The organism is Pseudoalteromonas sp. SR44-5, assembly GCF_014163675.1.
GTDB classification, from domain to species: Bacteria; Pseudomonadota; Gammaproteobacteria; order Enterobacterales; family Alteromonadaceae; genus Pseudoalteromonas; species Pseudoalteromonas rhizosphaerae.
Genome location: NZ_JACJDT010000015.1, coordinates 25,562 through 50,422 on the forward strand (window position 1 = coordinate 25,562; position 24,861 = coordinate 50,422).

Consider the following 24,861-nt stretch of genomic DNA (forward strand, 5'->3'; position numbering starts at 1 on the left):
AAAAATAGCAAGCTCCGACATTTTTTTAAAAACCTCGCTTAGATAATTTTTTTCTAAGCGAGGTTTTTTGGTTATATAGTCTACCACCTTATTGTTTATATCTATTCCCACTCTCATTTACGTTTTCGTAAAACTTGCTAGAGCCCGCGAAGATACTCGCAAATAAAACTTAACCATAAATTAACCTTGTATTCATATTCTGTATGCGAAATTACCCTTTCTTTAAACGGGATGGCTCTAATTTAGTTCTAAATAATGATAAAAAATATATTTTATGGTCTTTTTTTATTAATAAAGTGGCTGTTTTATATACATCATATATCCAAATTAAGTTGACGTATGAGTTAACTGTGGTAGTTTTTAAACTGAGTTGTAAATTTAATGTTATATTTAACCCTGGGCGGAGGAGCTATGAGCTCACAAATGACAATAAAAAATGCTTTTAAGCTAAGTGCGGTATCGCTTAGTTTTGTAGGCTTAAGTACGCATGCAGCAGTTGACTGTAGTGTATTAACACAATGGCAAACGGGTCAAACTCACAGCGGTGGCAGCCAAGTACACGCACAAGATAATGCGTATGAGGCAAAATGGTGGACACAGTCAAATCCAGTTGAAAATGCTGGTGACTGGCAAGATTGGAAACTTTTGGGTTTGTGTGACAGCGCTGTCACAGAAAATCAGGCGCCAAATATTACAGTATTAACCCCCGCAAACAATTCTCAATTTGCTGATAAAGACAGCGTTGTCATGACTGCGCAAGCAACCGATGACGATGGCTCTGTGACAAAAGTTGAGTTTTTTGTTGATGGTGCATTAATCGCAACTGATAGTAGCGCACCGTTTAGTACTAATTGGCCTGCAGTTGTCGGCACACATCAAGTGAGTGCTGTGGCAACCGATGACGATGGCGCGCAATCTACGCAAGTGATCAATACGATCAGTGTTACTGAGATCGTGGAGCCGGTTAATCAAGCACCGGTGGCAACAATTAGTTTCAGCAGTTTACCAACAGAATTAACGGTTGGCTCACAAGTGGTGTTTGCGCTTGCTGGTACTGACAGTGATGGTCAAGTAACGGCACTTAACTTTGCGGTTAATGGTGCTGATGTTCACCAAGCAAGTACGGCATCAAGCAGTTATGCTTGGCAAGCAACAGCGCTTGGTCAGGCAACCTTTACGTTAACGGTAACTGATAACGAAGGCGCAACAGCCCAAGTAACAAAGCTGCTTACTGTTGTTGAAGAAAATACCGGACCAGTGACTGGAACTGATTGTCATCCGCAGGGGTTATATCAAACACCAGGTGTAAATACGCCGTATTGTACTGTGTATGATGCAGATGGTCGTGAGATAATGGGTGTTGATCATCCGCGTCGTGTAATTGGTTACTTTACCAGTTGGCGCAATGGCGCAAATGGCCAACCGAGCTATTTAGTAAATGATATTCCATGGGATAAGATAACTCATATCAACTATGCGTTTGCCCATGTTGATGCCAATAATAAAGTATCGATTGGCGATCCAAATGCTGCAGGTAATCCAGCTACAAATATGGAATGGCCAGGAGTGGTAGGTGCCGAAATGGACCCAAGCTTCTCGTATAAAGGTCACTTTAATCTTTTAAACAAATTCAAAAAACAACACCCACACGTTAAAACATTAGTATCTGTAGGTGGTTGGGCTGAAACGGGTGGTTTCTTTGATGAAACGGGCCGCGTTGAAAGTGGTGGTTTTTATACCATGACGACCAATGCAGATGGTTCAGTTAATCAAGCGGGTATTGATGCCTTTGCAAAAAGCTCAGTCGAGTTCATTGAAAAATATGGTTTTGATGGTGTTGATATTGATTATGAATACCCATCATCAATGAAAGATTCAGGTCATCCTGATGATTTCCCAATTTCAAATGCACGTCGTGCAGGTTTAAATGCATCTTACCAAGTACTAATGAAAAAGCTGCGCGAAGAGCTAGACCGTGCTGGTGAAAAAGCGGGTAAACATTATTTACTAACAATTGCATCGCCTTCTTCAGGTTATTTACTACGTGGTATGGAAACATTCCAAGCGGTTAAATACCTCGATTACGTTAACATCATGTCTTATGACCTTCACGGTGCATGGAACTCGCATGTTGGCCACAATGCGGCCTTGTTTGATACCGGTATTGATTCTGAACTAGCGCAATGGGGGGTTTACTCAACAGCTGAGTTTGAAGGGATTGGTTATTTAAATACTGATTGGGCGGTACGTTATTTTCGTGGTGCAGTATCGGCAGGACGTATCAATATTGGTATTCCTTACTACACCCGAGGTTTTAAAGATGTCAGCGGGGGTACTAATGGGCTGTGGGGGCAATCTGCACTACCTAATCAAGCTGATTGCGCAACAGGTACCGGCGTTGGTGAAAAGAACAAGTGTGGTAATGGCGCATTAGGCATTGATAATCTTTGGCATGATAAGAACGATGCAGGACAAGAAATGCCAGCAGGTTCTAACCCGTTGTGGCATGTTAAAAATCTTGAGAACGGCATTGTTGGTTCGTACTTAGGTGTGTATGGCTTAACACCAGAGACTGATGTTGATGATCAATTAACGGGTACTTATACACGTCACTATGACAGCGTTGCTGTTGCACCTTGGTTATGGAACTCAGAGAAAAAAGTATTCCTATCTATTGAAGATGAGCAGTCTATGGCAGCTAAAGTTGATTACGTAATTAACAATGGCCTTGGCGGTATCATGTTCTGGGAACTTGCTGGTGATTATGATTTTGACTCAGCAAAAGGTGAGTACTTCATGGGTTCTACCTTAACAACTTTGGCTTATGACAAGTTTAACCAAAGTGGTGTGGCGTACGACACTCATCTAGGTAATCCAAACTTTGTTGTACCAACTGAAGCGGTAGATGTAACGTTTGCAGCAAAAGACTTCCCAATTGGTGATGATAACTACCCAATTAGCCCAACATTTGCGTTCACTAATAACTCCAATATTGATCTAAGCGGTGCGAAAATTTCGTTTGATGTACCTGTATCAACATCGGCTATTTTTAAATCTAACTGGAACGCACAAGAAAAATTGGGCATGGCAGTTGAAGTAAATGGCTCAAATGCCGCAGGTAACAACATTGGTGGGTATGAAAATGAATTCCACCGTTTTTCAATCACTCTGAACAATGAATGGGGCGGTCAACCGAAAGACTTCAGTGGTGGCAAAACAGTCAATGCGCAAGTTATGTATTACATGCCAATTACCGGTCCTAGTAACTTTACTATAGAAAAAGATGGCAAAGTTTACGCGTTCAAATTTGAATTCCCACAATTGCCTGATGGGACTACCGGTGGCGGCGACACCACGGATCCTGGTAATGGTGGTGGCGATACATCTGGTATGTGTGAAGGTGTGGCTGTGAGCTCAATCCCTGTATATCCAAACTTCCCTCAAAAAGACTGGGCAGGCAATCCAAGCCATGCCGCAGGCGGTGACTTAATGGTTCATAACAGTGCCGTTTATAAAGCGAAGTGGTGGACAAGTTCTGAACCAGGAGCAACAGCTGACTGGACTAAAAGTTGTAGTCTGTAAGTAAATAATAGGGGCAAGTTTGCTTGTCCCAAAATTTCAGCTTTTCAAGGACAAAACAATGAAAGCTATTAAATTTAAAACTTTATCACTCTCGGCAGTGGCAAGCAGCGTATTACTAACAATTATGCCAGCGCAAGTGAACGCCCATGGTTATATGGATAGCCCAAAAGCGCGGCAAGCTTTTTGCCAAGCCGATGGTGGGTATTGGTGGCCAGAAGATGGCACTAATATTCCAAACCTTGCTTGTCGTGCCGCATTTTTAGAGTCGGGTACTGTGCAATTTGTACAAGATATTGAGTTTTCAGTTAATACACCGGACTACTTAAATCAAGCTGCGGTAGAGGCTAAGGTACCAAATGGGTCGTTATGTGCCGGTGGTGACAACGCAAAGCGTGGTATGGATTTACCTTCGCCGCATTGGCAACGCAGTGATGTGGTGCCTAATGCCAATGGTGAAATTCAAATTCGTTACTTAGCAGCAACGCCGCATAATCCCAGTTTTTGGCAGTTTTATTTAACTAAACCAAGCTTTAATGCAGCAACAGATGTATTGACGTGGGCTGACTTAGAGCTAGTTCAACAACATGAAAATATTGACGTTATCAAAGATACCGATGGAAAGCGTTATTACGAAATGAATGTTGCTATTCCACAAGGGCGCAGCGGCGATGCTATTTTATATAGCCGTTGGCAACGTATTGATGTGGTGGGGGAAGGTTTCTATAACTGTAGCGATATCAATATTGTGACAGACGCAGGGCCGACGGATCCGAGTGTTTGGTCAAGTGTTGGTTACTTTGTTCGTCAAGGACAAAGTGCCATTGCTGGTGACACTGTTTGGGCACGTTTATTTGATGAAAATGGCCAAGAGGTTATCAATCAGCAATTAAAAGTGACCGCTGCGAATCAAGCGAGTTGGCAGCAAGCACTGGCACAACAACTGAACTTAGATTATGCCCATTTAGTACAAATTGGCGTGCAAAATCAAGCCGGTGACGTGGTTTATAACAGTACTGATGTACTGACTAATCAAGTGTATAGCAGTAATGAAAATTACACTTATAGCTTAAGCGTGCAAAGCGCTCCCACTAATACTGCGCCAATTGTACATACGCCAGATGATTTAGTTGTCGATGAAAACACCAGCACAGCCTTACACCTTCATGCTTTTGATGATGAACAAACGCAATTGAGCTACAGCTGGTTAGTGCCAGCACCACTGAGCTTTACCGGTGGTGACGCAAACGTGGTGATTAGTGCGCCAGAGGTATCAACAAGCACAGATTATACCGTGTCAGTGTCGGTTTCGGATGGTCAATTAAGTACTCAAACTAGTTTTAAAGTCACCGTAAATGACAGCGTTATCACTGATCCTGATGTTGTAGCTTGGAGTAGTAGTGCAGTTTATCAAGCCGGTGACAAAGCCAGTTTTCAAGGAGTTGTTTATACCGCGAAATGGTGGAGTCAGGGTCAGCAACCTGATAGCTCTAATGCATGGCAAAGCGATTCACAATCGGATGTGAATAACGATTGGAATGCAAGTAAAGCCTATCAAAGTGGCGCTGAAGTAACCTATCAAGGACAGCGCTATAGCGCTAAGTGGTGGACTCAAGGTGATACACCTGGACAAGCCAATGTATGGACCAAACTTTAATAAGAAGCCTAAGTTTTGTAGTTCAAACTTATTAAATAATTAAATTAATAATGGATAAGAGAGAAATATGAATATTAAACAGTTAACAGCAGCCATTGGCGTTGCTCTATTTGCAAGTACAGCCTTTGCAGCACCGTCTACACCAAGTATTAATTGGGAACCGCAACAATATTCGTTTGTTGAAGTGAACTTAGAAGGTAACGGTTCTTATAAGCAACTTGTTACCCGTGTGGAGCAGGTGAGCATCAATATTCAATGGAGTGCATGGAGCGGTGACGGTGGTGACAGCTACAAAGTTTACTTTGATGATATGTTGGTAAATGAAGGCACACTTTCTGCAGGTTCTAAGAGCGGAACTATTTCTTTCCCTTATGACAAAGCTGGTCGCCATACATTGTATGTAGAACTATGCGAAGTCGGTACTACTTGCGCACGCAGTGCCGGTAAGCCAATCGTAATTGCAGATACCGACGGCGGGCACTTAGCGCCATTGCCGATGGATGTTGATCCTAATAATCGTGATATTGGTACCAAAGCAGGGTTAGTGACCGGTGCGTATTTTGTTGAGTGGGGTATTTACGGTCGTGATTATGATGTAACAAATATTCCAGCACAAAACTTAAGTCACATTTTATATGGCTTCATTCCAATTTGTGGTGAAAATGCATCACTAACTGGCAGTCCTAAACAAGCACTTGAAACAGCCTGTGCTGGCTCTGCTGATTATGAAGTGGTTATCCACGATCCATGGGCTGCTGTACAAAAAGCATTACCAGGTGTGGATGCAGCGGATCCAATCCGTGGTACGTATTCACAGTTAATGGCACTTAAGCAGCGTTACCCGGATCTTAAAATCTTACCATCAGTAGGTGGCTGGACGCTATCTGACCCATTTGGTGGTTTTACTAATAAAGCTAACCGCGACACATTTGTAGCATCAATGGAAGAGTTTTTAAGAACCTGGAAGTTTTACGATGGTGTTGATATTGACTGGGAATTTCCTGGTGGTGACGGCGCTAACCCAGATATTGGCGATCCGATAAATGATGGTCCTGCATATGTTGCGTTAATGCAAGAGCTGCGCGCTATGCTTGATAAGCTTGAAGCTGAAACAGGCCGTACTTATGAGCTTACGTCAGCAATTGGCGCTGGTTACGATAAAATTGAAGACGTTGACTACCAAGCCGCTAGCCAATACATGGATTATATCTTCGCTATGACTTATGACTTTTATGGGGCATGGAGTGGCGTAACTGGCCATCAAACTGCGCTTTATTGTGGTGAGCATATGAGCGTAGGGCAATGTAATGGTACGGGCGTAGATGAAAACGGTGAGCCACGTAAAGGCCCTGCTTATACAACAGATAACGCAGTACAGTTATTATTAGCACAAAATGTAAACTCGAAAAAAATTGTTGTTGGTACTGCTATGTATGGCCGTGGTTGGGAAGGTGTTTATCCAACAGGCACCACTATTGATGGTAACCCTATGACAGCAACAGGCTCCGGTCCATTAAAAGGCTCAACAGCACAAGGCGTGTGGGAAGATGGCGTTATTGATTATAAAGGCATCAAAACTCATATGATTGGTGCTGCAGGTACTGGTGTTAATGGCTTTGAAGTAGGCTACGATGACCAAGCGCAAGCGGCGTATGTGTGGAATCGCGCCACAGGTAAACTAATCACTTATGATAGCCGTGAGTCAGTGATAGCTAAAGGTGCTTATGTTAATCAATATAACTTAGGTGGGTTATTTGCATGGGAAATTGATGCAGATAATGGCGATATTCTCAATGCTATGCACGATGGCTTAGGCGGAGTTGTTACACCACCAAGTAATAAAAAACCAGTGTTATCAGTATCAAGCACTGTAACCGTGAACGCTGGCGAAAGTGTTTCTGTCAGTGCTTCAGCAACAGATGCCGATAATGATCCACTGACGTTTAGTTGGACTGCATCACCTGAGTTAACAGTATCTGGCAGTGCAACAAGCACATTGGCAATTACTGCACCTAACGTAACCCAAAACAGCCAGTTTACCGCAACCGTCAGTGTAACTGATGGCAAAGCAACGGTAAGCCAAAGTGTTTTGGTTAATGTCATCGCGCCAACAACTGGTGACAACACTGCACCGACAGTTGATGCGATTGCTGATATCACTATTGAAGAAGGCGCTTCTGCAGCAGTAACGGTTGTTGCCTCTGATCCGCAAAACGACGCACTGACTTATACATGGTATGTCCCTGCAGGTCTTACATTAGTTGGCAGTGGTGCCAGTGTTAATCTTACGGCCGGCGCAGTAGTAGCTGCAGATACAAACTTAACAGTATCTGTGGCAGTAAGTGACGGCCAAGTTGCTACCACTCAAAGCTTTACTGTAACGGTAACTAACACCGATACAACGCCTCCTACAGGTGATACGTGGGATGCCAGTAAGGTATATGTTGGTGGCGATACTGTTGTTTATAACGGCGTAACATACAAAGCTAAATGGTGGACTCAAGGTAATCGTCCCGACTTAGGTGGCGTTTGGGAAGCAATTACGCAACCAACAGATGATACAGGTGCTCTGATTTGGCAGTCATCAGCAACTTACAATAGCGGTGACCAAGTTTCTTATGGTGGTAACAAATACCAAGCGAAGTGGTGGACTCAAGGAAATGAGCCCGGCGTAGCAGACGTATGGAAATTACTTTAATTAGCCTATTAATCAAGCCTACTTTTAGGTAATAAATTAAAGTGTAATTTACTCACATAAAGCAGCTTTCGGGCTGCTTTTTTTGTATTTCGAGTCAGATGCACCATACTGTACAAAGCGTCTATAATTTTACTAGGCTGTAGTTATTAAATACATTTACTTATTTTTGATATTGTTGAGTCCAATTAGTAGCGGCTGCGAAAAAACTCTGCAAGTAGGGGTGGTGTTACCTTGGCCACCGTTTGTCTTTGATGGTGAGCAGGCTCTTACAGGAATAGATGTAGAGATCAGCCGTTTGGTGTTAACGCATGCTGGATTCTGTAGTCAGTTTGTGTCTTTACCGTCATCAAAGCGCGGTTTGGTCGAGCTTGAAAAAGGCCGCGTGGATATATTAACTGCTGCGAGTTTCAATCAACAACGTGCCCAATATAGTCACTTTTCAACCCCATATAGACGTGAGAAAATGCGGCTGTTCTGGTATGAAGATGCTAAGTACCTAACACACGATTTAGCCAGCCTGTTGGCGCAACAAAAAACCATAGCCGTAAATAATGGTGGTTATTATGGTAAAGAATTTGAGCAGCTAAGCAAAGTCACAAACAATAAAGATTTACTTGTACGAGTACCTTTGCTCAAGCACCGGCTATATATGTTAAAAGCTAAACGCGTCGATTTTATGATCGATGATGAAATATCTGGGTTATACCTCATAAGCCAAGAAAAAATCCCCGGTATTACACTGCATCCTTATGTTATTCATGATAATCCAATCCATTTTATGCTCAGTAAAAAAACGGTCACGATGGACAATGTGCGCTCAATTAATGCAGCGATCATTGATATGCAATCGAATATCAAGCAAATAATTGCCAGCTATACCTATTAATTAACTGGCTATAATTGATACCACTAAAGCTGCGCACGTTTTACTGTGTCTGAAGGGTTTTCACCAAATAGTTGTTTATAGTCTTTAGCAAACTGGCCCGGATGCCAAAAGCCCCAATTGGCGGCAATCATTGAAATGGGTTTATTTTGTTGCGGATCACTGAGTTCACGGCGTATTTGGTTAAGCCTGGTCATGCGTAAAAAACGCAGCGGATTGATGCCTAAAATACTTTCAAAGCTGTATTGTAAAGTCCGTCGACAAACGTAGGTAAACTCACATAATTGGGTGATAGTCACTATGTTGTCTGGGTGATCGTGAATAAATTCTTTCGCTTTATCAACAACGTTTTTACGGTGTTTATAACTTGGGGTTACTTTTTGCTGGGGGAGTTGTGATTGCAGTAAGTGCAGCACTAAATTTAATAAAATATCGTGTTGTAAAGCCGCACTTGCTCCACCGCCATTAGCATAAATGATTTGTTCAATGCATTCACGAGCACGTTGCAGTGTTTGTGGTGATGTTGTAATACGCGGTGATCCATGCTCACAAATGCCCTGAAGCGACAACCCTTGTTGCTGAGCAATTTGATGAAGGGTATCTTGATTGATCACCATGCCATAAATATTAAATTGCGCAGGGGTGATCAGCTCAAAGTTGCAATCACTTGGGCGGCACATTAATTGATTATCAGCGATGGTGAGACCGTTAATTTTACTGTTTAGTGCGTTTACCGGAATGCCAAGCCATAACGCATTTGGCCATACTTTACACTGTTGTCGTAATGCGCACTGGGTATACTCTTTAAACACTTGCAAACCATCATAAGCCACTTCATCAATACAGCCATAAAAGCGGCCATCACTGACTTGATCATATTTTTGTTGCCAGTTTGTTAGGTTTCCCGCCTGCTGGTCCACATCGGTTGTAGCTAAAGTGCACTTACTTGGTGCATTTGTCGGTAAATTATGTTGCATAGTTGCGTATTACACCTCAGGCTAATTATTACAAGTAAACAGTAGTTGTCCGATTTTTAATTTTAACTATATGATTTTTATTGTTTAAGTAACATTTGCCAAAACTTGATAGTTGCTTGGTACGCTATAAGCTACCTTAAAAGAATCGTTGTACTGTTTATTGCTTTATTGTTTTTTATTGTAGTAAAGGCAATAGCTGTGCCTATCCTTTTTAACACACATTTTGTCAGCAAGGTAAGTTTATGAGTAAATCGTATCGATACACGTTAGGAAGTAAAACCTACCAGTTTAACAATCTCGCACAGTTAATGGCTAAAGCGACCCCGCAGCGCTCTGGTGATAGCTTGGCAGGTGTTATTGCCAGTTCTGCCGAAGAGCGAGCCGTGGCACAAATGACGCTGGCAGAAGTCCCTTTAAAAACATTCTTGAACGATGCCTTGATCCCTTATGAAGACGATGAAATTACTCGGCTAATAATAGATGAACATGACACTAACGCATTTGCAGCAATCGCACATTTAACGGTAGGTGATTTTCGTAATTGGCTGCTGAGTGATCACGCAACAAGCCATGTTTTAGCGACAATCAGAGCGGGTATTACCCCCGAAATGGCTGCTGCTGTTAGTAAAATAATGCGTAATCAAGATCTGATCTTAGTTGCCAAAAAGTGCCATGTTACGACTGCATTTAGAAATACCATTGGCTTACCTGGCCACTTATCAACACGCTTACAGCCTAATCATCCAACAGATAATGTAAATGGCATTGCCGCGAGTATTTTAGATGGGCTGCTGTATGGCAGTGGCGATGCCGTAATTGGTATTAACCCCGCCACTGATAATGTTGCACAAGCGATTAAATTAATGCGGTTAATGGATGATGTGATTGAAAAATACCAGATCCCGACTCAAAGCTGTGTTCTCACGCATGTAACTAACACCATTGAATGTATTGAGGCCGGTGCGCCGGTTGACTTAGTGTTTCAGTCTATAGGGGGGACTGAGGCGACTAACTCAAGTTTTGGTTTTAATTTAAATACACTTGCTGAGGCGCAAGATGCAGCACAAAGTTTAAAACGCGGAACAGTAGGCAATAATGTGATGTATTTTGAAACGGGGCAGGGCAGCTCGCTATCAGCAAATGCCCACCATGGGCTTGATCAACAAACGTGTGAAACCCGTGCTTATGCCGTAGCGCGAAAATTCAAACCGTTACTGGTCAATACCGTAGTGGGTTTTATTGGCCCGGAATATCTATTTGATGGCAAAGAAATTACTCGAGCAGGGCTTGAAGACCATTTTTGTGCCAAATTACTGGGTGTGCCTATGGGCTGTGATGTGTGCTACACCAACCATGCTGAGGCAGATCAAAATGATATGGACAACTTACTGACCTTACTCGGTGTAGCGGGGTGTTCGTTTGTAATGGGGATCCCCGGATCTGACGATATTATGCTTAACTATCAAACCACCTCATTTCATGATGCTCTGTATGCAAGGCGGGTATTAGGTTTGCGTCCAGCACCTGAATTCGAACTTTGGCTGGCAAAAATGAACATTATGACAGATACCCAGCAGCATATTTTGTCTGACACGTTACCGTCACAATTTGCGCGTTCTTTGAAAGCTTTAGGTGGTGGACAGCCATGAAAAACTCATCTCCCAAAACGGCACAGCAAATACAGCAACAACATCAAGATAATGGCAAAGTGGTGCATAACCCATGGCGGCAACTACGCAGCTTTACCGATGCACGCATTGGTTTAGGGCGCGCTGGGATCAGTCTTCCGACGGCTGAAATGTTGGCGTTTCAACTCTCCCATGCGCAAGCACGAGATGCGGTTAATTTTCCATTGGATTTAGCTGCGTTAAGTGAACAGCTAGAGGATTTTTGCGCATCACCACTGCATTTACATAGTCAAGCCGTGGATCGCAATCATTATTTACAACGCCCTGATTTAGGTCGAAAACTAGATCAAGCATCGCGCGATCAGCTAAGCAACTATATGAGGAAAGCGGCTATAGCCACTGAGTTACACCATGATATCGCAATCGTTATTGTTGATGGTTTATCGTCTTTAGCAGTACAAAAAAATGCCCATCCTTTTCTTGTTCAGTTACTGACGATACTGCGTGAACAACCAGAGCCATGGCGTTTGGCACCGATCAGCTTAGTTGAGCAAGGTAGAGTGGCGATAGGCGACGACATAGGTGAGCTCCTTAATGCCAAGGTGGTGCTGGTATTAATTGGTGAACGGCCAGGGCTAAGTTCTCCAGATAGTTTAGGGCTGTATTTAACTTGGCAGCCAAAAACAGGGCTGAATGATGCTTGTCGTAATTGTATCTCTAATATTCGTCCTGCTGGGCTGTCATATCAGGATGCAGCACAACGAACTTTATATCTTTTACAAGAAGCGAAACGTTTAAACCTGTCAGGGGTGGGGTTAAAAGATCGCAGTCAAGACGATGTGATAGAGCATCAAACGCAAACAACAAACTTTTTACTATCAGAATAATCAACAACGAAAACATAATGTAATTACAACAATAAATAGCAGGAGAAGATAATGTCAGATAATAAAGAGTACCTTGCAAAAAGACAGTTAAAACGAGGCTCCGCGGGATGGATTTTATTGGCGGGATTAGGAGTGTCGTATGTTATTTCTGGGGATTTTGCGGGTTGGAACTTTGGTATTGCAGAAGCTGGTTGGGGCGGCTTTGCTGTCGCCACAGTATTAATGGCGGTGATGTATTTAACTTTGGTTTTGTCATTAGCAGAAATGTCGGCGGCCATTCCGGCATCGGGTGGTGGCTATAGTTTTGCGCGTCAGGCAATGGGCCCTGCTGGTGGTTATTTGACCGGCTTGGCCGTGTTAATCGAGTATGCATTAGCACCCGCTGCGATTGTTATTTTTATTGGCTCGGCGGTCGAAGCGCTACTGGGTTTTAATGGTCCTTGGGTGTATGCGCTGTTCTATATTGTGTTTATCAGTATTCATTTAGCGGGAGTGGGTGAAGCATTAAAAGTGATGATGGTGATAAGTGGCTTAGCGGTTTTTGCCATTATAGCCACTGCGATCGCATTATTTACACATTTTGATGTGTCGCGATTGTTTGATATTGCCATCACCGATGCTGCTGGAGCCTCCGAGTTTTTGCCCTTTGGTTGGTATGGCGTGTGGGCTGCATTGCCGTTTGCAATGTGGTTATTTTTAGCCGTTGAAGGCGTACCATTAGCGGCAGAAGAAGCCAAAGATCCAGCTAAAGACGTGCCAAAAGGAATTATAGGTGCAATGTTGTTTTTATTGTTTACTGCTTTGTTAGTCGTAGTATTGATCCCTGGTGCCGGTGGTGCCAGCGCAATGGGGTCTAGTGCCGTGCCGTTAGTTGATGCGCTAAACGTAACAGGGAATGCAAGCTTAGCAACACTCGTTAATATATTAGGTTTAGCGGGTTTAGTGGCGTCGTTTTTCTCGATTATCTATGGGTATAGTCGGTTAGTGTTTGCGCTCTCTAGAGCGGGCTACTTTCCAAAAAGTTTGTCGGTTACAACTTCACGAAAAGTGCCGGCACGTGCCTTAATTGTGCCGGGTATTTTTGGCTTCTTAGCATCATTAAGTGGTGAAGGTGATTTAATGCTGGCGATGGCCGTGGTAGGCGCTACGGTTTCGTATGCATTGATGGCATTGAGCCATATTTTACTGCGTATTAAACAGCCTGAACTCGCACGACCTTATAAAACGCCAGGTGGCATGATAACCTCAGCAATTGCGCTGGTCTTATCTTTGGTGGCTTTAACTGGGGTATACGCGTTTGATCCTCGTGCATTCTTGTTTACTGTGGTGCTATTTGTGATCGGAGCGATTTATTACTTTGCATACAGTAGTAAGCACTTAGTCGCACACAGTGCCGATGAAGAGTTTGCTATGTTGGCTGAAGCTGAAGCCGCTTTAAGTGCAAAATAGTGATAGTTTAATGTTACCAATAGGCCGTTAGCACGGCCTATTAATAATGCAATTAACCAAGGCGGGTCACGTTTATTTTTATACGCCCAGCATTAGCGCCATAAAAACGCACCAAATCATTTGCAAAAGGCGTAAATTCTCCTGAGTGAGTCATTTTAAATTCACCCCCATCGGCAATCTCAAAAGCATCATTATCGCTATGGGCAATAGCACCAATTAAGGCAAACCAGTTTGCATGTGGTAAACGACGAAAGGGTTCGAGCAATGCCATGGGGATCTCTTTTACACCCAACTGTAGGTTATCTCGGTGCCAACCTTGTGGCCCACATTTTACGCCATCGTCATACCAAAGTTGTTCTGGGTAAGGGCTAAAGCGATAAGTAGCTCCTTGTTCAAGCATTAGTCCTGTTGCATTGTATTGCTCTGCGGCATAAACCAACACATCTTGGCTTTGGCCAATTTGTAACACTGACATGTTTTGATTTTTTAAAGCTATATGGGCAGACAAACCGTTAAAACTAAACGTAGTTTGATCTGCATACAGCAGTTGATAACTAAGGTTTTTTAAAGACTCGGGACGATAACTGGTTAATTGATTGATACGTGTAGCAACACTGTGGTGGATAATGGGTAACAGCTTACTTTGTTCGTCATCAACCAGCACGGTACATTCACGATCAATCAGTTTAAATAAAGGATTAAACCAAAAATAATTCTGTTGATGGCTTAACGCGAGAGGATCTGGGGTGATGGTCATATCATCTTGGGCGATAAAACTGTTTTGATCCGCAGGAAATAACGATGAATACTCGATTGCTTGACTAGTTAAAAAGGATAAAGCCACAGGCAGTTCAAGTAACCACTCCATTGCAAAGCGTAAGCAAATATCCGCCAGCCCATCTCGATAATAGCCACCACCGATATCGGAATGTGCGCCTGCAAACCATATTTCATGTACATTGTTTTGATGATTTATAAGGGTAGGCTCAAAAGCTCGACGCTTTTCATCCAGTGCCACACAATGCAGAGCCTGATTTATGTTGGTCGCTAAAGTATGGTTTTCAAAAATAACATGCTCAGCGCCTCGGGTGGCCTTGGTGACTTTGGATAAACCAATGGATGCCACAGTATCAAATACGCATAAATAAACGTTATTATCTATGAGCGGCTCTAAGCACTTTGCAAAACGTCGTGCTAACGCAGCGCCGCGACTAAAGCCAGTGAGTAACAATGTATCGCCAGTTTTGTAGTAGCGCTTAAAATCATTTATAGCATGATTTAAAATACTGGCAACATCGTCATCGCGTGGTGCGAAAGATTGATTGAGGAATCGCTTTAAACGACTTCCTTGAGTTCCAATACCTTGGTAATAGAAGCTAAGTTGATTAGTAAAAGGAGTAACGGGCTCGTTATTTAATTGGCCACCCATTAATAAATGAAGTTTGAGAATATTCGAAATGCTTGCATCTTCCTTAAAATGCGCAGAGCTGAACTGCTCAGCATCACGTGGCTCACTACCTGTGCCATCAAAGTTGAAAATCAGCGTTTTCGCGGTCATAGCATCATTCCTTTATGTGGTTTTTTATAACTTACAGGTAAATTATTTAAATTTGAAGACAATCCACTCAAATATGCTATAAGGATTTTTTGTTATTAATTTTAGGCAATACTTTTTTATAGATTGAAAATAATATAGTCAAATGTAGTCTAAGCTTAAACAGTTGAAGCTCTGGTTTAGTAACAAAGTTCAAGTTGCCATTAAGCCTTAGGTTAAATAGTTAAGTTACGCAGATTTGCCTAGAGCAAATGTATTATTGTGTATCTTTAGATAGGCATGATAAAAGGTATCGTGTTGCTATGACTAAATTTTTTATTATTTTGCTGTTATGCATACAAAGTACTGCTGCGCTTTCTAATTCAATAACACAGCCTTTAGTAGGATCTCATAATGAATGGCCTCCCTACATATTTGCTGATGGAACGGGTATGACTACTGAGCTTGTACGTGCTGCATTTTTTAGCCAGAATATTGCATTCGATATTAAAATAGCGCCATTTAGTCGTGCAATGCGAATGTTAGAAAATAATGAAATAGATTTGATCCCTGCATTATGGTGGACAGAAAATCGTGCTAAAACAATTTTGTTCAGCCAGCCCTACTTTACTAATGAACTTAGCATAATTAGTAATACTAAGTCGCAGCTTGATTATCAAGGCCCTCACAGCCTAGAAAGCTTAACAATCAGTACAATCAGAGGTTATGGATATCATGAGTATTTATAGTCTATTGATAGGCTTACAATCGTTCCTTTGCTTAATGTCCATAGTTGTCTTGAGCATGTAAAAAAGCATCGCGCTGATATTGCTCTGGTTGATAAATATGCAGCATGGTTTGAAATGAAAAAAAATGGTTACTCAACAGAGCTAACAATTTGGCAACCAGCTTTAATTAAGCACCCTCTTCATATAGGGATCAGTAAAGAGCATCCCGATGCTGAATATATAATAACCTCCTTCAACAAAGGGCTAGAGCAAATAAAGCGCTCAGGTGAATATGATGAAATATTAGCCCGTTACGAACATCTAGCCTCAGCACAGCCAGAGTAACTAATAAAAAAAATAAAGACACCCACTTTAAAAAAAATAAAAACACCCACCTAATAAATGGCGATTGTAGTAATTCAAACTTAAATGACACCCATAATAATGACTATATTTGCAGTATTACCATGAGGAACTAGTATTTTATAAGGAACGTGATATCTGAGATATTTATGGCTACTGCAAGAAATCGACAAATCAGTTTAACGGACACTCGTTACTATCATTGTATATCACGATGTGTAAGACGTGCCTATTTGTGTGGTGTGGATGAATATACGGGTCAATGTTATGAACACCGCAGAAAATGGGTTGAAGATAAGCTAATGAGTTTGGCATCTCTCTTTTTTATAGATGTGTGCGCTTATGCAGTAATGAGTAATCATACTCATATTGTAGTGTACGTAGATAGTAAAAAGGCGGAAAGAGTAAATGATAGAGCAGTTGCAATTCGCTGGCATAAAGCCTTTAAAGGTTCTGAATTAACACGACGTTTTGCTAAAGGTGAAAAGCTAGCATCTTTTGAGATGAAAATAGTTACAGATAGTATTGCGCAATATCGTTCAAGGTTAATGGATATTAGCTGGTTCATGCGCTCTTTAAATGAATATATAGCGCGAAAAGCAAATAAAGAAGATGACTGTAAGGGGCGATTTTGGGAGGGACGGTTCAAATCCCAAGCGTTACTTGATGAAGCCGCATTATTAGCATGTATGGCGTATGTTGATTTAAACCCAGTTCGCGCAGGTATTGCTGACAAACCAGAAAATTCAGATTTCACGAGTGTCAAAAAGCGTATTATTTCGGTCGCAGCAGGGAAACAGCCCAAATCATTACAACATTTTTCAGGGATGGCAACACAGCATATGGTGAAAGGTTTACCTTTTGAGCTAACTTCCTACCTTTCTCTTGTTGATGCGACAGGGCGCTGTATTCGTCCTGATAAAATAGGTTATATAGCCGCCGATCTAACCCCTTTGCTTGAAAGGTTGCAAATAACCCCCGAAAACTGGTTGAAAGTTACCAGCAAATTTACCACCGTTTTTCACGGTGCTGTTGGAAGACCTGAGTCGTTAAATATGTTTTGTGAACATCAACACTTTAAGCGACGAACGAATCTAACGAATTGCGAAAAATTACTAGCGTGATAACGTAGCCAACCAATAATACATAACTTATTAATTCAGATTTTTTTGACGCCTAAAAATGCAAACGCCTGATATTTATCTGCCATTTGTATAAAAGTCCTTTTTGAAAATAACTACGGTTTTTAATTGTTTCGTTTATTGCCCTAACCTGGATGTTTGCAATTTCATTCTTATTTTGAATGGGTGTCATTGCAATTTTTAGATGGGTGTCTTTTTTATTTACCTTCAATCCATTGCTTTAAAATGTAAGTTTGCATTTTTTTAGATATATATGGATGGGTGTATGGATGGGTGTCAATTTTAATTTTAATGGGTATCATTATAATTTCTAGATGGGTGTCATTTTTTATTTTATTTCTAGGTGTGTAAGTGAAGCGGCGGCTCCACTTACTCTTGTTAGTTGCTTAATGTAATTTCATCTTTGGCCTAACGACCCGGAGCACTTTTTCGCTGATCCATAATGCAAAGGTTTTGGCGCTGCCGTGGATAGCGCGTTGATGCATGCGATAGAGCGAAATATACATAAAGCGGGCTATCTTGCCTTCAATAAAAAAGCTATTACTAGTGAGGTTGCCCATTAAGCTCCCCACGGTACTGTAGCGTGACAAATTGACGAGCGAACCATGATCGCTGTATTCAAAGCCAGTTAACGGCTGTTGGCGCAGTGTCGCAATTAGGTTTTTTTCAACACATTGTGCCATTTGATGGGCTGATTGCGCACGGGGCGGTACTAATTTGCCATCTTTTTGTGTAAACGCGCAACAGTCACCTAATACAAAAATGGTGTCATCGCTATTACTTTGCAAATAGTCGTTCACCATGATTTGGTTATTACGAGTTAGTTCAAAAATCCCGAGATCTTTTATAAAATCGGGGGCTTTTACACCCGCTGCCCATACCATAATGTCGGCATCGATCTGTTCATCATCTTTAGTGATGAATCCTTGATTTGTTGCCTGCTTTACTTGGGTGTTTTCTCGAACGTTAACACCAAGCTTTAGTAGCTCTCTTTTCGCTGAGTTTGCTATACGCTCTGGTAGGGCGGGTAAAATACGCGGGCCTGCTTCGATTAAGTGAATGTGTAAGCGCTTTGCCGACATATTTGTCAAACCATAAAGTTTTAATAAGTCAGAAACATGATACAGCTCAGCTGAGAGTTCAACGCCTGTTGCGCCACCGCCAACAATGGCAATATTTAATGCATGCTGTGGGTCGTCGTCTTGATGTAGCCGAGTAAAGTTATCGAGTAGCGCGTGCTGAAAGCGTTCCGCTTGTTGGTTTGAATCAAGATAAAAACAATGTTCTTTAATACCGGGTGTATTGAAGTCGTTACTGACGCTGCCGATGGCAATCACCAAGTAGTCATAATGAACGGTGCGTTGTGGTAAAATTTGATGGCCAAGTTCGTCATTAAAGGCACTGAGTGTGATGGTTTTATTAGCGTTATCAAGGTTGCAAAAAGTGCCAAGTTGAAAGTTATAATGATGTTTTGCTGCGTGTGCTGAGTAAACTACCCCATCTAAATCGGCATCTATAGAACCCGTTGCCACTTCGTGCAGCAAAGGTTTCCAAATATGGGTGCGATTTTTATCAATTAATAGAATGTCGGCGTGTTTTTTCTTCCCTAGTTTATGCCCTAATTGCGTTGCGAGCTCAAGGCCGCCGGCACCGCCACCGATGATCACGATTTTAGGATGTGTGGTTATCATTTCATTGCCCTCAAAAGAATTATACCTAAATGCTCTTATGATGATGAAACGTATAGAACACTTAGGTATTGAGCTGAACAAAAATGTTCAAAATACCTTTTCAAGCAACGCATTTATAATGCGCCTTTTCTCACGATTTGTCAGTAAAATTTAATAGGAACAAATAGATAAGCCAAGAAAATAAAGCAAAAAAAAGTTATCATGGCAAACATTGCATTTTCAAACTATGATTTCCTTTATTAGGGAATATGAATAAAGGGAAATATTATGAGCGGATCGATACTTTCTTCACTTGAGCAACACTTTGGGTTTAGTCAATTTCGCCAAGGTCAGCAGCAAACCATAGAGCAACTGCTAAATAACCAATCATCATTGGCAATTTTCCCCACTGGATCTGGTAAGTCATTGTGTTATCAGTTAACTGCATTGCATTTACCTAATCTAACGCTGGTTGTTTCGCCATTACTTGCGCTGATGAAAGACCAAATTGGTTTTTTAAATAACAAGGGAATTTATGCCGCAAGCCTTGATTCAAGCCAAACTACAGAGCAAAGCCACACTGTAATGAGCGATGTGCGTGCCGGTAAAGTGAAAATCTTAATGGTGTCGGTAGAACGCTTTAAAAACGAGCGATTTCGTGAATTTATTAATCAAGTGGCTATTTCAATGCTGGTGGTTGACGAAGCTCACTGTATTTCCGAATGGGGCCATAATTTTAGGCCTGATTATTTAAAACTGCCGCGCTATCGTGATGAGCTCAATATTCCCTTGGTATTATTATTAACGGCCACCGCCACTAAAAAAGTAAAGCGTGATATGAGTGAACGTTTTGCAATTACCCCAGAATGCATTGTACAAACTGGGTTTTATCGGGCTAATTTAGACTTATCGATACTCAGCGTGAAAAGCGCTGATAAAGCAAGTACATTGGCTAATATTGTGCGCGAGCAAACGGGCCCAGGGATTGTTTATGTGACCTTACAACATAGTGCAGAGCAAGTCGCTGAAGCGCTTAGCCGCCAGGGCTTACACGCTGTGGCTTATCATGCTGGGCTTGAAGATACCCTGCGTTATGGTATCCAAGATGATTTTATGGCGGGTAAAATTAATGTCGTAGTGGCCACGATTGCGTTTGGTATGGGGGTTGATAAATCAGATATCCGTTTTGTTATTCATTATGATTTACCAAAGTCGATTGAAAACTACAGCCAAGAAATTGGTCGTGCAGGGAGAGACGGACAACTATCGCTGTGTTTTACATTGGCTAATTTAGATGGCTTAAACACGGTTGAAAACTTTGTTTATGGCGATACCCCAGAGCTTAGCGGTATTGAGCATGTGATCAACGATATTCGCCAACACCAAAGCGATCACTCAAAAGAAAGTCAACAGTGGGAAATGCAAGAATACAGCCTTTCAAGTGATAGTAATATTCGCCAATTAGCGCTTAAAACCTTGTTAGTACAATTGGAAATGCAAGGTGCAATAACACCACTTTATGCTTATTACGCCGACTTTAAATATAAGTTTTTGGTTGATAAAGCCGCTTTACTTGGTCACTTTGATGCTGATAGACAAGCATTTTTACAGTTAATATTTAACCATACCCAGTTTAAAAAAATCTGGGGCACACTAAATTTTGACACGCTTACCCAAGCCGCTCAGGTGGATCGCAAACGCGTTGTTGCAGCGCTTGATTATTTAGCAGAGAAGAATTTAATAGCACTTGAAACAAAGCGAATCACCCAAGTCTATCAAGTACATAATGAGGTAATTAATAACCCTGAGCTGGCTAAGCAATTACACAGCTATTTTGTTGATAAAGAGCAAGCTGAAATTAAGCGTATTGCGGCACTTATTCGCTTTTTCGAGCTTAAAACATGTTTGAGCTATAACCTTGCTCGTTATTTTGACGACCATCAAGCGCCACAGCAATGCGGCCATTGCTCAGTATGTAGAGGCCAAGCTGTAACACTTGAATATTCACTCGCTCATAGCTTTGCTAACGATGCTGTAATTTATCAAAAGGTTGATGAGTTACTTAGTCACCTCGCCAGTAAAGGTATACATAATATAGGTATTGAAACCCAATGCCGCTTTTTAGCGGGAATGAGCGTACCGTTATTTGCGCGTAACAAAGTGCGTCAACTCAGTGGTTTTGGTTTGTGTGAGCAGCAGCGTTACAGCGAAATAAAAGCGAAACTACTGGCGCGTTAGTTTTGCTCGTGTATGCTAAGCGGCTAACATTATTTTAGTAAGCCGCTATGCCTCAAACCGTTATCCCCATCGACAATATAATTCCTATTGAAACAGTTACTAACGCCCCTGAGCCGGTTACCTGTGCTAACTGCCAAGCATGTTGTTGTCAGTTAGAAGTGCGTATTGTGACCGACACCGGTGTGCCATTTCATTATATTGAGTATGATAAATGGGGCAGCGAAGTGATGAAACGCGCCGATGATGGTTGGTGCCAAGCACTCGACCGCAATACCTTAATGTGTTCAATCTACGAAAACCGCCCGTTAGTATGCCGCGAATTTGAAATGGCATCGGACGAGTGCATCACCGAGCGTGACCTTGCAGGGATCTGATGGTTGCTTTAGCAGTAGAACACTAAGTGATTGAATCATAATCACTATTCGGCTATGGTTGGTAACTCAACAATAACATTAAACAATCATGCATAAAATAATCACTATTGTGTCAGTTACTTTTCTTAGCTTTATTATATGGGTCATATATCAAGCTAATACGGGGCAACATAGTATTTTCTTTGAGCTTGTTAGAAGTATCCCTTATGGCGATAAAGTAGGGCACTTTTGTTTATTTGGTTTGCTTACTCTAGGTGCTAATTTTGCGTTTAAGCTAAAATCATATTCAGTATTGTCATGCAATTTGTATATTGGTTCGAGCGTCGTGTTTCTATTCGTTTTATTGGAAGAGCTAAGCCAATACTTCATACCTAGCAGAACCTTAGACATCGCTGATCTACTTGCTGATGCTTTAGGTATCCTCACTTTTAGTTTGATAACCAAGCTGATAAATAAAGGTTCGCGATGACGAGTTTTGTTAGCTTACATTAGTTGATTACTGCAAATGAACAGCTTTTTCTCCTGCATAGCAAGCGCTGGTTTGAAGGTTTTTTTGTCGTTAGTTTATTAATGTATCGATAGTTAAATTTTATTCAATTCAATTCAGAACCATTAACCAACCTCATATTCGTTATGCAAGCTCTTAAATCATCATGGTTAATTTTTGGCTGTATTCCATAAATTAACAATGGGTGTCTTTGTTATTTTCCAATCAATTTTTAGTTTACACATTACGAAATTAAGATTGGTGTCTGTGTTATTATCTTTATGCAAGCTCTTAAACCATCATGGTTAATTTTTGGCTGTATTCCATAAATTAACAGTGGATGTCTTTGTTATTTTCCAATCAATTTTTAGTCTACATATTACGAAATTAAGATGGGTGTCTGCGTTATTATCTGTGTTTTTAACCTATGAAAATCGTCTGTTAGTATGTGGCGAATTTTAAATGGCATCAGGTGAGTAAACCACTGAGCGAGCATTAGCTGGGATTTAGTTTGAGATTCTCCCAGCTCTGCTATTTAGCCAATCGATAATTGTGCGCTTGGATACCTTAGTTTCCTACTGCGAGGACTCGCTAAAAAGTAGGCAATGGTTAAGGGACCAATCCTTCCCATAAACATTAAAAACATAATGATAAATTCGCCCAGCGGAGAAAGAGAAGCAGTTAAACCCCGCGACAATCCTACAGTGCCAAGTGCAGACACAGCCTCAAAGGCGACATCTAAAAAAGGCGCATCTTCAACAATCAGTAAAGTAAAAATAGCCAGCCATGTTATACCCGCTGAAACAAGGGTTAAAGCCAGTGCTTTATATACAGATTCTTTGTCGATTTCTCGGCGTAACACAGTAACGCCTTTATCGCGGCGTAAGTAGCTGTAAGTTGCTAAAATCAACACCACAAAAGTCACTACTTTTATACCACTTGCGGTACTGAGTGAGCCTCCACCAATAAACATTAACATCATTGTTAATGCGGTACTGGCATTTCTCAGCTCTTCTATAGCAATGGTATTAAATCCAGCCGTACGCGGTGTTACGGCTTGAAACCAAGCAGCTAGCCATTTACCGACTTCTGACAAGGGTTGCAGTGTTTTTGGATTGTCATATTCAATAACGTAAATCAGTACCAGCGCTACAATATTGATGATAACCGTGCTGATCAGCATTAACTTACTATAGGTGCTAAGGGCTGCCCAACGTTTTGATTTATAAACATCCATGAGTACGGTAAAACCTAGGCCACCGATAATAAACAAACCAGTAACGGTAAGATTGATCACAGGATCGTCAACATACTGCATTAGGCTGTTGGGGCTAAGCGCAAATCCCGCATTATTAAATGCACTAATGGTATAAAACAACGCATGGAAAAAGCTGGTTTGTAAGCCCAGCTCAGGGAGCCAGTACAGCGTTAAAATAACAACACCGAGTGACTCAACAATGATGGCAAAAAGCAACACTGATTTTGCCGTACTCAAAAGTGTTGATGTATCTGTTTGATTAAAAGCTGTTTTAGTTACTGTTTTTTGAATAAAGCCAACTTTGTTACCCAATGCCAGCAAGGTTACCACTGCAAATGTCATCAAACCCAAGCCACCAAGTTGAATTAATAGCGCGATCACCCCTTGGCCAAAAGGGGTAAATGCGGAGCCTGTGTCTACCACAACTAATCCGGTGACGGTTACCGCCGATGTTGCAGTAAAGGCACTTTGTATCCACGAAATAGGTTCATTGGTGGCAAAAGGCAGCTTTAATGCTAAAGCCCCTAGTGCGATTAATATCAAAAAGCTGCAGCATAAAATAAGCGGCGGTGCAGCATTGATTTTTTTATGCCCACTGACTTTGCGCTCAATAGGCGTTTTGAGAGGGTGCCATAAAACCATGGTTATAACAGCCTTGGAGCTAGATAGTTTAATTCGACTCGGCTACCTGATAGCAGTAAGGTGTCGTGGGTATGTAACTCAAAGTCGTCATCAAGCTTGACAAACGTTTGCTTGGCGCGCTTTACCAATAGAGGGTCTACAGTGCCTTTTATTTCTCTGAGTAGATGCCCTAGTTTTGTTTTATGTAGGTGAGCTTTTATACTTACTTCAACAACGTATAAGCCATTGCCTAATGAAATATAGTCGTTCACTATCGGGTAATTAAGCGCTTGTGCAACGCGCACTCCCATTTCTTCTTCTGGGTGAATAATACGCGAGACACCCAACTTTGATATAATCGTATGATGCGCTTTGGTGCTGGCTTTAACCCATATTTGTTTAACCGCTAAATTTTTTAGTGCTAAGGTACACAATATGCTGGACTGCATATCTTCACCGATCGCGACTAAGACCGCTTCACTATTTGCTAAATCGAGCTCCTTTAACGCCGCTTCATCTGTTGAATCGCATACCACTGTCTCTGATAAGTGCTCAACATACTTTTCGGCGAGTTTTGGGTTGCTATCAACGCCAGTCACTGTGTGTCCTAAATGGATCAACTCCAAGCTTGCTGCAATGCCAAAGCGGCCTAAACCGATAACTGTAAAATGTGCCATAGTATTCCTTC

The 24,861-nt window shown here is 41.6% G+C and carries 18 protein-coding genes; 13 read left to right on the top strand and 5 right to left on the bottom strand.

Annotated features, from left to right (window positions below):
• Positions 1-411 precede the first annotated feature (411 nt).
• The 4 genes from H5154_RS10515 (at position 412) to H5154_RS10530 (ending at position 8,820) form a co-directional block, all read left to right on the top strand.
• Positions 412-3,582 (top strand): glycosyl hydrolase family 18 protein, encoded by a 3,171-nt coding sequence (locus H5154_RS10515; RefSeq protein ID WP_182718238.1) that lies wholly within the window; start codon positions 412-414, stop codon positions 3,580-3,582.
• A gap of 58 nt (positions 3,583-3,640) precedes the next feature.
• A complete protein-coding gene (locus H5154_RS10520; RefSeq protein WP_182718239.1) occupies positions 3,641-5,236 on the top strand; it encodes a lytic polysaccharide monooxygenase in 1,596 nt (531 codons plus the stop codon).
• A gap of 67 nt (positions 5,237-5,303) precedes the next feature.
• On the top strand, positions 5,304-7,934 hold the full coding sequence (locus tag H5154_RS10525) for a glycosyl hydrolase family 18 protein (protein WP_182718240.1): 2,631 nt from the start codon (positions 5,304-5,306) through the stop codon (positions 7,932-7,934).
• A gap of 175 nt (positions 7,935-8,109) precedes the next feature.
• A complete protein-coding gene (locus tag H5154_RS10530) occupies positions 8,110-8,820 on the top strand; it encodes an ABC transporter substrate-binding protein (protein WP_182718241.1) in 711 nt (236 codons plus the stop codon).
• Between the two features lie 23 nt (positions 8,821-8,843).
• Here H5154_RS10530 and H5154_RS10535 read toward each other — a convergent pair whose 3' ends face one another.
• Positions 8,844-9,794 carry a helix-turn-helix domain-containing protein gene (locus H5154_RS10535; protein WP_182718242.1) on the bottom strand — a complete coding sequence of 317 codons (951 nt, stop codon included), beginning with the start codon at positions 9,792-9,794 and terminating at the stop codon, positions 8,844-8,846.
• Positions 9,795-10,036: 242 nt separating this feature from the next.
• Here H5154_RS10535 and H5154_RS10540 point away from each other — a divergent pair, with 242 nt between their 5' ends.
• Genes H5154_RS10540 through eat form a run of 3 tightly spaced genes read left to right on the top strand, consistent with a single transcriptional unit; the run spans position 10,037 to position 13,758 of the window.
• Complete coding sequence (locus tag H5154_RS10540) at positions 10,037-11,443, top strand: ethanolamine ammonia-lyase subunit EutB (RefSeq protein WP_182718243.1); 1,407 nt, start codon at positions 10,037-10,039, stop codon at positions 11,441-11,443.
• On the top strand, positions 11,440-12,309 hold the full coding sequence (gene eutC / locus H5154_RS10545) for an ethanolamine ammonia-lyase subunit EutC (RefSeq protein ID WP_182718244.1): 870 nt from the start codon (positions 11,440-11,442) through the stop codon (positions 12,307-12,309). Before H5154_RS10540 ends, eutC begins: the two co-directional genes overlap by 4 nt.
• A 51-nt stretch (positions 12,310-12,360) precedes the next feature.
• Positions 12,361-13,758: an ethanolamine permease gene (eat, locus tag H5154_RS10550; protein WP_218939782.1), complete on the top strand. Its 1,398-nt coding sequence runs from the start codon at positions 12,361-12,363 to the stop codon at positions 13,756-13,758.
• A gap of 52 nt (positions 13,759-13,810) precedes the next feature.
• On the opposite strand, the gene H5154_RS10555 is transcribed toward eat, so the two are convergent.
• Positions 13,811-15,316, bottom strand: a complete 1,506-nt coding sequence (locus H5154_RS10555) for a DUF2235 domain-containing protein (protein WP_182718245.1) — start codon at positions 15,314-15,316, stop codon at positions 13,811-13,813.
• Positions 15,317-15,615: 299 nt separating this feature from the next.
• Here H5154_RS10555 and H5154_RS24170 point away from each other — a divergent pair, with 299 nt between their 5' ends.
• From H5154_RS24170 to H5154_RS10570, 3 genes are all read left to right on the top strand, one after another.
• The gene (locus H5154_RS24170) at positions 15,616-16,041 is read left to right on the top strand and encodes a transporter substrate-binding domain-containing protein (protein ID WP_182718246.1); all 426 of its coding nucleotides are present in this window, start codon (positions 15,616-15,618) and stop codon (positions 16,039-16,041) included.
• Between the two features lie 27 nt (positions 16,042-16,068).
• Positions 16,069-16,365: a transporter substrate-binding domain-containing protein gene (locus H5154_RS24175; protein WP_182718247.1), complete on the top strand. Its 297-nt coding sequence runs from the start codon at positions 16,069-16,071 to the stop codon at positions 16,363-16,365.
• 167 nt (positions 16,366-16,532) lie between these two features.
• On the top strand, positions 16,533-17,507 hold the full coding sequence (locus tag H5154_RS10570; protein ID WP_182718248.1) for a transposase: 975 nt from the start codon (positions 16,533-16,535) through the stop codon (positions 17,505-17,507).
• A gap of 404 nt (positions 17,508-17,911) precedes the next feature.
• Here the strand turns inward: H5154_RS10570 and H5154_RS10575 are convergent, their stop codons facing one another.
• The gene (locus tag H5154_RS10575; protein WP_182718249.1) at positions 17,912-19,216 is read right to left on the bottom strand and encodes an NAD(P)/FAD-dependent oxidoreductase; all 1,305 of its coding nucleotides are present in this window, start codon (positions 19,214-19,216) and stop codon (positions 17,912-17,914) included.
• A 267-nt stretch (positions 19,217-19,483) separates the two neighbouring features.
• Here H5154_RS10575 and H5154_RS10580 point away from each other — a divergent pair, with 267 nt between their 5' ends.
• The 3 genes from H5154_RS10580 (at position 19,484) to H5154_RS10590 (ending at position 22,276) form a co-directional block, all read left to right on the top strand.
• Positions 19,484-21,433: an ATP-dependent DNA helicase RecQ gene (locus tag H5154_RS10580; protein ID WP_182718250.1), complete on the top strand. Its 1,950-nt coding sequence runs from the start codon at positions 19,484-19,486 to the stop codon at positions 21,431-21,433.
• A 47-nt stretch (positions 21,434-21,480) separates the two neighbouring features.
• The gene (locus tag H5154_RS10585; protein WP_182718251.1) at positions 21,481-21,807 is read left to right on the top strand and encodes a YkgJ family cysteine cluster protein; all 327 of its coding nucleotides are present in this window, start codon (positions 21,481-21,483) and stop codon (positions 21,805-21,807) included.
• 88 nt (positions 21,808-21,895) lie between these two features.
• Positions 21,896-22,276 (top strand): VanZ family protein, encoded by a 381-nt coding sequence (locus H5154_RS10590; protein ID WP_089369064.1) that lies wholly within the window; start codon positions 21,896-21,898, stop codon positions 22,274-22,276.
• Positions 22,277-22,829: 553 nt separating this feature from the next.
• Here H5154_RS10590 and H5154_RS10595 read toward each other — a convergent pair.
• Both H5154_RS10595 and H5154_RS10600 read right to left on the bottom strand, forming a co-directional pair.
• Positions 22,830-24,194, bottom strand: coding sequence for a TrkH family potassium uptake protein (locus H5154_RS10595; protein ID WP_182718252.1), 1,365 nt, complete (start codon positions 24,192-24,194; stop codon positions 22,830-22,832).
• Positions 24,195-24,196: 2 nt separating this feature from the next.
• Entirely contained in the window at positions 24,197-24,850 is a 654-nt protein-coding gene (locus H5154_RS10600; RefSeq protein WP_182718253.1) for a TrkA family potassium uptake protein, read from the bottom strand.
• Positions 24,851-24,861 lie beyond the last annotated feature (11 nt).